The sequence below is a fragment of the Anabaena azotica SJ-1 genome, from assembly GCF_047275885.1.
GTDB classification, from domain to species: domain Bacteria; phylum Cyanobacteriota; class Cyanobacteriia; order Cyanobacteriales; family Nostocaceae; genus Trichormus_B; species Trichormus_B azotica_A.
In genome coordinates this window covers 445,710-458,224 of the sequence record NZ_CP178454.1, presented here as the reverse complement: position 1 = coordinate 458,224, position 12,515 = coordinate 445,710, and the positions used below count along the sequence as shown (strand labels likewise).

Below are 12,515 nucleotides of genomic sequence, written 5' to 3'. Positions count from 1 at the left end.
TTTACAATGGTGATGGATGATATTGACTGTATTGATTAGGAATCTGTAATCCTTGAATTTTTAAAGTTTGAATTCTGTGTAAATATGCTGCACCTGTCATAATATGATCAGCAATTTCTACAACATGACGATTTTGGGGTTCTGACAAATATGAATCTTTTACCCAATCATTAAAGCTACCCATTGCAGGCCCACACCAAATTTGATAATCAATTTCTCTACCTTTTTCACCACTATTAGACCAACGAGAGGATAATCCCAGATACCAACGAAAAATTAAAGCCATTTTCAGTTTGGGATTACTTGCTGCTTTAGTTAATTTTTCCGGGTTACGTTGGGATAAATAATTAACTGTTTCTTGCCAAACTTCAGGCACAGTTTTTTTCAAGATTTGCTTTTCTAACTTCTCGCGTTCTGCGGCAGGAATTTCTTCAAGTGAGTTGTAGTTTTTGTATAATTCGTATAGTTTTTGAGCGCGAAGAGGGAAGAGTGTTCCACGTTTGAGAACTTGCAATTTTACACCCATTTCAAACATATCAGCAGCAGGAGCCATCATCACATCAGCCATTTCAGCTTGTGCTAATAATTCTTTGGTATATTGAGAAGTTCCAGCTTCAATACAGGATTGATTAATTGAGCCAGTGACTACATAAGCAGCACCCATCATAAAAGCAGCTAAGGCTGATTGAGGTGTAGATATCCCACCAGCTACACCAATTCTGACAGGGGTTGCATACCTATATTTATTTTGAATTTCATCTCGTAATTCTAATATGGAAGGTAATAAACAAACGAGAGGACGATTATCTGTGTGACCTCCAGAATCCGCTTCTACGGTGATATCATCAGCCATGGGAACTGTTTCTGCAAGAGTGGCTTGCAATTCATTAATTAAACCTTGTTGAACTAATTGTTTGAGAATTTTTCTAGGTGCAGGTTGGAGAAATTTAGTTGCAACTTCACGGCGAGAAACTTTAGCGATGACTTTATTGTTGATGTCAATTTGATTGTCGTAATTCAAACTTAGTCCGGCGGCTCGATAATAAACAATATTTTCAGTTAAATCCAAGAAAGCAGAGGCTTCAATAATTCTAACTTGATATTTGAGATATAAATCAATGCTACATCGTTCAATTGCCGGTTCGCTGGGACTATGGAGTAAATTAAAAGCATAAGGTTTTTGTTGCAAAGCTTGTTGAATTTTGTTAATGGCTGTTTCGACACGGGAAGGAGATAAACCTCCTGCACCAAAAGAACTTAAAATACTTGCTTTTCCTAGTGCAGTAACCATTTCTTCAGAAGCAATTCCCTGAGCCATTGCACCAGTAATGTATGGATATTTAACACCGTAAAATGTTAAAAAATTGTTATCACCTAACTGTTGAAGCGATATAGGTGGAACAGACAGGAGGAGTTCTAATTGGTCTGTTTTACCATTACTTGTGTAAGATATGTTGCCTTCATTAGTAATGCCAATTTGGTTTTCTTTTCTTACTATATAACAGTGTTTCTCTAAATGCCTTAATTTTGATTTAATTGTATCTGTATCAAAAGCAACACTGTTTAAATCGCCATGCCAATGTTGTATTTGATTGTAGAATGTGGAGGAAAATTTGAGACAATTATTCAGTAGATTTTCGGTGTTCATCACTTTATTTAACCTCTAATAAATTTTGGATAGCTTACAGCTATTTTCAAATAAATGAACCACGTTTTTGTATCATCCAGAGGATCTAAAACGAATGTGAATTATTTATTTTTTTGAGTTTCAACTATTTTTTTGTAAGAGTCTATTTGATGTTGAATGAGGAGATTTATTTGCTGTAGTGATTGTTGGCGTGACTTTAATAAAAATGTATGAGATTTGCTTACAAGTGCATGATTATCCATCAATTCTGGATAATAATTATTGGGTGGAAGCGTGGAAATAGATTTTAAGATTTTATCTGGCTGTTGAACAGTGGATTTATCTGGAGAAATTACAGATTTATTTTTGTGCGGTATGTTAATTTCTAATTGGTTTTTTAGCTGAGGATACAAGGGTGATAAATCTAATTCAACTTGATGGCTAAGTAGTTTAGCTAAAGCTCTAAGAATTGAAGTATGATCATCTACTCCTCTTCTATTAATAGATATAGCAATGTGTTCTCGTTCTTTGAGGATTGAACTAATCCATCGGGAACAGTTACTACCAACTCCTACTTCAATAAACACTCTGATGTTGTCTTTATAGACACGGTTAACTAAACGAGGAAAATCAAGTTCTTGACAGAGGGATTTGGCAATGTTATTGCCTATAGTCTGACTTTCTATTGTAATTGGTTCGTAGTTTGCGGCAGAATAAAAAATTGAATTTGGTATATTTTGAATAGGTAAAGTGTTAATCTTTACGAGTTCATTGTACTCGGAGTGCATTGGCTCACAATGAATGACATGATTAATAGATGTAGGAAAAGCATCACAATTGAGTTTTTTAATTACTCTTTGACAAGCTTGTGTTTCTCCAGCAATAACAACCTCTTCAGGTGTATTAATTAAAGGAATATACACGCGGTTTTCATCTTTGATTGCTTCTTTAACTTGAGAGACCGGACAAATAAGAATGTAGTTACTCCAAAATTCCTGATTGTTGTCATCTAAAGGTAGTCCCCAAGCTTGACGAACTGCATTTTTAGGACCAGATAGTTGAGTTCTAAATAGAGGAGATGAGTTTAAGTAATCACTTGTATTTTTAAAGCTAGTCCAGATACCTTGTGCTAACATCATGCTAGTTTCACCCAAACTATAACCAAAAGCACATTGAGAGTGAATTTGGAAATAGTTTTTGAGGATTGCAGTCATAAGTCCAGCAAAACCAACTTCTGATTCCAGCATGGATACTGGATCATCTATTAATTTCTGTTCTATGGTTTCTAATTGTCTTTTTGATAACTTAGTGATACTGCGGGGATAAATGAGTTTTTCGATGTTTGCAACTCGTTCATAAACATTATTTATTACTGGGTCATCATAAATTTTAGGAAATAGTCGAAAAAGATTTCGTCCTATGCCAATATAAGAAGTGAAAGAACCAGGATAAATAAAAGCAACTTTACCCTTTTTTCCCTGTGGGTTGGCTGTAAAATAGCTACCAAGAGGAGTTTGCCAGTCTTTTCCAGTATCAAAGGCAATGTTAACACCTTGAATTGCCCGATCTATTTCTCGTGTTAATTCTTGTTGATTACGTGCCAATATAGCAATGGCGTAATTTGAATGCTGATGTTTTTTAAATTCGCTGAATGTTTTACTGGCAAGTTGAGATAGTGAAGGTGAATTTTGGAGATTATTTTGGAGTTCAGTAATTTGATTTAATAGAGAGACGCGATTATCAGACGCAAGCGCAAATAAATAATAAGGCATTTGTTCTAAATATTTACTGTTGCGTTCTACCTGATTTGCTGCTTCTGATAAAATCAAATGTGCATAACTGCCATCTATTTCCATGCTATTAATAGCAGCTATTCTTCTGTTTGCACCTGATTCTAAAAACCAAGGTTTAGATTCTGTTGCTACATAAAAGGGACTATCATGCCAAATATCTGGGGTTTTTACTCCAGTCCATTGAGGAACTGCGGGAATGTAGCGGTGATATAGACAAAGTGCTGTTTTGATTAAACTAATAATTCCTGATGCAGCACGAGTATTACCGATATTAGCTTTAACACTACCTATAGCACAACTGAGATGTGATTTTCCAGTTCTATAAGCTGTGATTAAACCTTGGATTTCTGCTTCATCTTGTTGGGGAATACCACTACTATCAACTTCCAAATAACCAATATCTTTGGCTTGAATATCTGCAAGATGAAACGCTGTTTCACAAGCTTGAGTGATTGCTGCTAGTTGATTTGATGAATTCTGCACCATACTCAAGGCATCAATTACTGCATATATGCAATGATTATTTTTGGTAGTTTCATAAAGTTGTAATACTATAGCGGCTGCGCCGTCTCCTACTAGAATAGCATCGGCGTTTTGGTCATAACTCAGGGTATGTATATCAGGAACTTGATGTTCCTCTTTGGTAACCTCCATTGCTGCAATTAATACAGCATCTACTTGTTTATTCGTTAATAATTTTTGCGCTAAATTTAAGGCGGAAAAAACAGATTTTTCTTCACCAAAAGCTGGACTGGTTGCATCCCAAATACGAGAAATATAACTTGCTAATTTATTAGGTTTATGATTTTGAAATTCACTCACCATAATCACGGCTATTTTTGTCTCTGGATGTAAGTTGGCATCTTGGAGAGCGTTATTAGCTACCTTTAACATTAATTGTTGTTGAGGTAGTAATTGTTGAATTTCTGATGTCGGAATTGGTAATAATCCTATGTTGGTATGGGAAAGAGGGAGAAAATTCTGTTTTCCTTCGTAAATACTGCGTTCAAATGTATCTAATTCTGGATAACCATTGGTCATGCAATCTAGCCCTAGAATGGCCATTTTGGCAAATTTATTCATGATTATTCTCCATTTTTGAATTAAGAGGCAAGCTGTCACGCAGAGGAACAGAAAGGGAAGGAGTCAGGATGTTTGAAAAATTGCTTAATTATCGAACAGGTATTTTTGGCGTTAGCCTGAAAAAGCTGAATGCTTATGCAGGCAAAATGAAGAGATGTAGGTTGTTAATATTTGAGAATTTTTCCAATCTCTACATATTTGCGTGAAATATCTATCCTATTTGTTTGGTTAAAATAGTTCCCTTAGCGCCAATCATGCGATTATAAATTTGTCCTTGGCGATTGTGGGTAATGAGATCAGCAACTACATTTGATTCGGTTTTGGATTTGACTGCACAAGTAACATAAAATGTTTCGTCAAATGGTACAGGTGCAAATTGTTCAAAGGTTTGAATTTCTGAGGGTAAACAACCGACTTGATGAAAGTGTTGTGTCCAAAGCCAGAGGGAGTGAATCTGTACGTCTGCTATATAGGGATTGAATGTTTGAACTGGAAATTGTCCCTGTTTTTGTGATGTAGGTTTTGGTAATTTACATTCGATGGAGAGTTTACCAGGACTGGCATTTAGTACAGATTTTACACCTTGAAATGTGTTGCCATGAAATAAGCTACTTCCGCCATGCTGATAAAGTAATTGATTTGTGGTGAGGAATTGCTCATCTTGGTTTAAGTTTAGCAATTTGTAGTTTGGTGCGGTGTCAATTTGGCGCTTTAGTGTCAAGTTTGTACTAAAGTGATATCTGATTTTTCCTTCTGGATTAATGCTGCTAATTTTAGCTGCTAACTCTATTTCTTTGTTTTCAATTTTAGCAATTTCTTGGATTTCTAGAGTGTATTCACTTGCTAAATTTTCATCAAAAACTATTCCTTTCAAGACTTTAAAGTTGTTGCAACTAAAGGCTTTGAATCCGGGATGGATTTGTTCGCAAGCGTTAGCCATCCATAATAGTCCACAAGTGGCGGGAAGGACGGGACGACTTGCTATTACATGGTCGTGTAAAAATGGGTTGGATTCTAATGTTAATTGGCGTTTGAGGCGATAGGTTTTTAAGTCGCCAGATAGGGTGGGGGGAATATATACTAATGGGCTACCAATTAGGATTTGTGGATTTTCTTGATAGGTGTTTGTTAGTTCTTGGACTAACATTTGTGTGCCGATTGCTACAGGTATGGTTTCAATTCCTCGTTCTGCAAAGGCTTTTTTTAATTCTGGTGATACCATCCCACTTTCCCAAGGACCCCAGTTAATGGCGACTACATGACAATAGGGATGATTGCGTTTGATAAGATGGGCTGATTTATTGAGGATTTCGTTAGCGATCGCATAATCCGATTGTCCTATATTACCATAAAAACCAACCACGGAAGAAAACAGAATTAAATATTTTAGTTGGCTGGGCGGTACACAATTTAGCAGATTTTCTAAACCCTTAACTTTGGCTGCATAAACTGTTTCAAAATCCTGAATTGTTTTTTTCTCAATCCGTTTGTCAGCCAAGTTACCAGCACCGTGGATAATACCAGTTATTGCCCCTAAATTTTCAACTACAGGTGCAATTTTTTCTGCTAACACAATGCTTTCAGTGACATCCACACTCACATATTCTGCTTTTCCTCCTGCGGCTGCAATGGCTTTGAGGGTATTTTGGATTTCGCGCTGAGAGGAAATATCATGATACTTTTTCTGTATCATTATTGGTGTTGGTTTTTCCCCTTGTGCTTGAAAATCCTCCATAATTCGCTTTTTTAATTCGGCTTCATTTTCACAATTCTCAGCCCAAACTGGCTCAGGTTCTGTACTAGAACGACCTAAAAGAATGAATTTACATTGATACTGTTGGGCTAATTTAATCACACATTGGGCTGTTATTCCTTTTGCACCTCCACTGACAAGAAATACTTGAGATTGGGGATTGATTAATGGGGATTGGATACTGAGAGAAGAAGGTTCTGCAACTAAAGTAAATCTACCTTTGCTGCTATATCCTACTTCTGTAACTAACAAATTGGGGTCATGAATTTCTGCAAGTATGTGTTTTACAGATGTTTTTGGATCTAAATCAGGACTTAAATCTAGAGAACGACAAAATACACTTTCCCATTCTTGATTTAAACTCTTAGTTAATCCAAATAGTCCTGCACTAATAGGACTAAAATTAGTTGTGTCTCCTAGTCCAAATTCACCATCTAGACGTGCAACACAAAGAAAACAACTACGTGATTTTGTTGCTGCTTCATTAAGTGATATTTTGAGATGTTTAGCGATTAAAAAGACATGACGGAGAATGGATTTCTCTATTTCATTACTACTGCTGAATACAGGGTTTAGATGAATGAAAGTAGCTACAGCACCAAAATTATCAGCAATCGCTTTTAACTGTTGTTGTAAACTTTCTTCACTCCAATCAGTTAATGTTACTCGATTAATTTCCGCAGGTAAGTTTGATTGAATGTTAGGGAAGCTTAAAACTACAGTTTTCGCACCTGTTTCTATCAAAGACGTAGCTAATTCTCTAGTAGTGGAATAGCCGTCATCTGTAATTAGAATGATATGGGTTTCAGGAATTCTAAAATCTAACGCATCTGGTTGGGAAAGCGATTTTAATTTTGCCGGACTGCGAAGAATTTGAGGATGTAATTTTGTCGATTTAAGTTCTTCTTTTTCGTTAGTTATTAACTTGATTACACCCTCGGTCTGATGTTGCATATACTCAACAATTTGTCCCAATGTCCTTAATTCTGCTAATTCTTCAGGGTTAGGTCTGGGTAAATCTGGATAAAGTTCTAACAATCCTCCTAAAATTTCCACCCGTTTGATAGAATCAATTCCTAAATCTGCCTCAATATCCATTGACAGTTCTAACATTTCTGCTGGATAACCAGTTTTATCACTAACAATGTTGAGGAGAACGTTACTCAAATCTGGGGGTATGATGATTGCTGGTGCTTCTTCTACTATCTGTAGTATTTCATCTCCAGCAGATTTTTTTACATCATTTTCACTAGAGGAAATAAAACTTTCTGTATCAGTGATATTGGGGTGAGATTCTAAAAGTTGTAGTTCACTCTCAACATCTTGTTGAGGAACTTCCACTAACATTTGTGCTGGAAAAGTTGTTGATTCTGAAACTTCTACTTTCTGATTTAATAACTCTGGGACTAGAGTTTTAATGTACTCCGCAATTTGTCCCAGTGTCCGCAATTGACCTAATTCTTCTGGGTTCGGCTTGGGTAAATCTGGGTAAAGTTCTAATAATCCTCCTAATATTTCCACCCGTTTGATAGAATCAATTCCCAAATCTGCCTCAATATCCATTGACAGGTCTAACATTTCTACTGGATAACCTGTTTTATCACTGACAATGCTAAGTAGAGTTTGTCCAAGAGTGGAGGTATCAATATTAATGGGAATTGTGGGTATGACTGTGATAGTGTTTGAGTTTTCTTCTAACTGTTCCTCTTGTTTAGGAGGAGGAATTAACTTCTCTCCTAATCCCTCTCCTGCAAAGGAAGGGGAAATATTAGCCCCACTTATATTAACAGAGGTTTTTCCATTTGTTTCTTCTACTAAATGACGCTGAGGAAGAGGAATATCATCAGTAACCAACAAAAAGTTATAATGTTTATGCAGTAATAGAAAGTAATTGTTGGCATAATCTTGCTGATAGTTTAAATATTTTTCATGAATGCGGAGAGTGTCAGCTTGATGGTCATGAAGCCGCATCATGTTACGTTCGGAACTAGAGATGGCTAGTTGTTGTGTTTGTGCTTGACATTCATTTATTTCTCCATTTCCTAACAATGAATACTGTTGTTGCATCAATTCATAAAAAGTCTTTGTGTATTCTGTTTGATTTTGCAAAGATTGTTCATGAACGTGCATGACATCACGTTGTTGACGAGTAAATTCTGCCAAAGAATGTTCTAGGCTGTCAATAACTCGGTCATAATTTGGAAGTTGAATTGCTACTTTTTCCAAATTTCTGTTTTCCTCATAACTTACATCATCATTTACAGATGTAACAGGACTATACTCTTCTTTTAAATCTTCTCTAATGGTGGGTAAGGTAATAGTTGTTTCAGCAACAGCGGGTTGTGGTTCTGGTTGGGGAGAATTTGCACTAATTTGATGACCATTTTCTAATGCTTGTGCAAATGCTTTTTGTGCTTTATCGTTGATATTAGTGCTGTTTAGTCGCACATTCAAAACTTTCTTTTGATTAAGTTGGGGAATTTTGGTTTCCATTTGATAGGGGTCGAGATTTTGCAAAGCTACACCAGCAACTCGCAATTGTATTACTGCTTCTCTTAAGCCTAAGTCGCTATTTTTAGTTGAATTCCCATTCAAAGCTACAGCAATATGGGGTTTATCACCTAAAATCTCTTTCACTAAGTTTGTGAGAACGTTTTTGGGACCAAACTCCACAAAGCAATAACCACCAGCTTTATAGATATTCTCAATTTCTTGTTGAAACAAGACCTGATTTAACAAATGTTCTTTGAGAGTTTTCTGAATTGCTGATGCTTCATTTGGGTAAAATCCACCAGTGAGATTTGTATAAACTGGAATTTTAGCAGAATTAAAAGTTACTTTTTCAATTGCTTGAGCAAAAGGTTTTTGGGCATGGGATACTAGTGGTGTATGAAAAGCTGCGGAAACTCCTAATAAAAATGTAGAAAATCCCTTCTCTTTCAGAACGTTCTGCACTTTGGTAATTTCTGCTTTTTTTCCAGCTAAAACAACTTGATGCTGAGAATTCCAATTAGCAATAGCAACTTGGGGAAAATCTTTAATTATTTCCTTTACCTGACTAATATTACCTTTTACCGCCAACATTCCCCCCGCGTCAAATTCTGTGGGTGTAGCCATTGCTTTCCCCCTTTCTTTGACTAAGAAGAAATAATCTTCTTCACTTAAAACACCACCAGCCCACAAAGCTGTCAACTCTCCAAAGCTATGACCGGCGACAAAATCAGCTTTAAAACCAGCTTGTTGTAATATTTTGTATAAACCTGCACTAAAAACACCAATTCCTGGCTGTGCATATTCTGTTTTTTGCAGCGTTTCTAGCTGATTTTGCTTTTGTGATTGATCAAAAACTGGCTGTGGAAATACAACTTCGGAAAGGGGTTTTAAACCATCTTCACACAGCAGCTTATCCATGTAAATATAGGTTTCACGTAAGCAGGGAAAGTTAACTGCTAGTTCCTGCCCCATTTCCAAATATTGAGAACCTTGTCCAGAAAATAAAGCTACTATTTTACCTGTAGTTTCTATCCCTTTTTGGCGGTAATAAATTCCTTTGGGATGTTCCCATGATTCGGCTTCTGGTTTGTTGCGTAACTGATTAATACTAATTTGTAAAAATTCCTCAACTTGGTTTAAAGAATCAGCAACAAATCCAATTCTCACGCAATTGACAGGAATTTCTAGAGATTGAGATTCTTTAATTAGTTGTTGATAATGTCTTTGTTTTTCTGGTGCTGTTAATTTTTGTTGAATGTCTTCACAGCGAGATAACAATTCTTGGGTTGTGGATGCAAATAATAAAATTGATTTTGCAGTATTATGTAAACGATATGATTGATGATGTTCATTTGCATATTCCTCCAAAACAACGTGATAATTTGTCCCTCCAAAACCAAATGCACTGACACCAGCGCGTCTAGGTTGTTGACTAATCCAAGGTCTAGTTTCTGTATTTAAATAAAATGGTGAGTTCTCAATATTTAATTTTGGATGTGGTTTAGTAATGTTAATTGTGGGTGGTAATACTTTGTGATGCAATGCCAAAGCTGTTTTAATTAAACTTGCTGCACCTGCTGCGGCTTTGGTATGTCCAATTTGTGATTTAACTGTACCTAAAGCAATATGTTGGGTTTGGGAATTGTTTTCACCAAATACTTGTTTAATAGAGGTAAATTCTGTGGGATCTCCCACCATTGTTCCTGTACCATGTGCTTCAATTAAACCCACAGTTTCGGGTGAAAATCCGGCATTTTCATAGGCACGACGTAAGGCTTTAATTTGCCCTTCAGAATGGGGTGCATAGATGCTTTTATACTTACCGTCGCTAGAACTGCCAATACCTTTAATAACAGCATAGATGCGATCGCCATCTCGCACAGCATCTTCTAACCGCTTAAGTACCACCATTCCTACACCTTCACCCAACATCATCCCATCAGAATCTACATCAAATGGTTTGACTTTATCACCAGGAGAAACCGCTGGAGTTTTACTAAAACACATATAGGCAAAAATCGAATTATCGGTGTCAACTCCCCCAGTGATCATCATATCAGCGCGATGTTCAACTAATTCGCTAATTGCCATTTTTAACGCACCTAAAGAACTGGCGCAAGCTGCATCCACTACACAGTTCATTCCTCCCAAATCCAGGCGGTTGGCGATACGTCCAGAAATCACATTAGCTAACATTCCAGGGAAGGCATTTTCTTCCCACTGCACATAAGCACTTTTGACTTTATCAATCACTTTCTGGGTATCTACATCTGATAAACCACTGTTTTTCAGAACTTTTTCCCAGATTGGATATTGCAACCTTGCCCCCAAAGGTACTGCTAACTGTCTACCAATAGCTACACCTAATATTACCCCAGTTCGTTCACGATTAAACTGTCGAGATTCGCTGTAACCAGCATCTTCCATTGCCTCTTTTGCTACTACCAAACCTAGTAATTGAGAAATATCTGTCACCTCTAAAATATTCGGAGGTAAACCAAATTCCATCGGATTAAAATCAATATCTGGGATAAATCCACCACGCTTACAGTAAGTTTTATCCGGTGCTTTGGGGTCAGGATCATAGTAATCTTCTATACTCCAGCGGGAAGGGGGAACATCAGTAATACAATCCACTTTTTGAATAATATTTTCCCAATATTCCTGTAAATTCTTGGATTTGGGGAATATTGAAGCCATCCCAATAATTGCTACATTAGTTTGTTGCAATTGTTTATTAATTTGATTACTTACCTTTGTGGTTTCTGACATATTAATTCTCTCATTAATCATCTTGTACAGAGCTTTTTCACAATTGCTAACTTCAATTTGCAATTGTGATAATGCAGCTTCTAATTTGGAAGCAGCCATGACTGTTTTTCACTATTTTTTAGTGGAATGTAGAGATGACAATAAATTTGTTTGTTCTCTAAATTAAACAAATAGAGATGACAAATTTCCCTATCAAACAAATTATTAAGGTTCTTCAATTTGGTAAAATGCTTCGCTTGGCGGCTCAAGCTAGAATAGTTTTTAGAGAAAATCTAATTCTCTACCCTGTACTTTGAGTTCAACTACCGCTTGGACTTATTTTAGATTGGTGACAAAACTTTTGCAACTCAAATGCAACTCAATAAAATTAGGAAAAATTTAAAGTTGCTTGAGGCATATCGGTGAATTATTTACTTATCCAATTAATATCAATAATTAGCTGATATTGCCAAGTTAATATCTAAAGTTGCACATAAATTGCACGAAAGCATAGAAAATGTGTAAAGTCAAGCAAAATAGAGATGGGGTAAGCAGTCAAATAAAATTGGACAATATTTTTACATCTATCTCAGAGAAGATTTTCCATTAATAGTCTGGGTCTGATTTATAAGATGCTTAATTAGCAGATAAATATTTCTTCAAATTATTAATGAATGAACTGGTAAATTTGGTTACTAGTTATTATATCTAAAGTATGAAATAATTAAGATTCCAAGAAATGTATAGACTGTTTTTCGGTAAATAAGTAACAAATGAAAACAAGTTTTATAAACGAGTAATTAATTTGCAATCTCTTAATAATTTAATTTAGACATATTTGTTGCATAAGGGTTGAAATTGTGTATTAATCAGTTTATTGTTTGTGGTTGAATGATGTAAATGTAAATCCATACTGTTTGTTTAGGTCAGTGGGTGGACATAGAATTAGGTAGATTAAATATATAAAAAATTCACCTGATTAATTCATTAGTCTATTCAGGCTTAAACTGATAGT

The 12,515-nt window shown here is 35.9% G+C and carries 3 protein-coding genes; all 3 read right to left on the bottom strand.

Going from position 1 to position 12,515, the window contains the following annotated elements:
- Position 1: 1 nt before the first annotated feature.
- Positions 2-1,648 carry a PfaD family polyunsaturated fatty acid/polyketide biosynthesis protein gene (locus ACLLO5_RS01955; RefSeq protein WP_413173816.1) on the bottom strand — a complete coding sequence of 549 codons (1,647 nt, stop codon included), beginning with the start codon at positions 1,646-1,648 and terminating at the stop codon, positions 2-4.
- Positions 1,649-1,749: 101 nt separating this feature from the next.
- On the bottom strand, positions 1,750-4,503 hold the full coding sequence (locus ACLLO5_RS01950) for a PfaB family protein (RefSeq protein ID WP_413173815.1): 2,754 nt from the start codon (positions 4,501-4,503) through the stop codon (positions 1,750-1,752).
- Between the two features lie 211 nt (positions 4,504-4,714).
- Positions 4,715-11,521: an SDR family NAD(P)-dependent oxidoreductase gene (locus ACLLO5_RS01945; protein ID WP_413175988.1), complete on the bottom strand. Its 6,807-nt coding sequence runs from the start codon at positions 11,519-11,521 to the stop codon at positions 4,715-4,717.
- Positions 11,522-12,515: the final 994 nt, after the last annotated feature.

What these genes read in the sequence shown, in the direction of transcription:
- ACLLO5_RS01955 (WP_413173816.1), bottom strand. Translation starts at nt 1,648, where the DNA reads ATGAACACCGAAAATCTACTGAATAATTGTCTCAAATTTTCCTCCACA.
- ACLLO5_RS01950 (WP_413173815.1), bottom strand. Translation starts at nt 4,503, where the DNA reads ATGAATAAATTTGCCAAAATGGCCATTCTAGGGCTAGATTGCATGACC.
- ACLLO5_RS01945 (WP_413175988.1), bottom strand. Translation starts at nt 11,521, where the DNA reads ATGTCAGAAACCACAAAGGTAAGTAATCAAATTAATAAACAATTGCAA.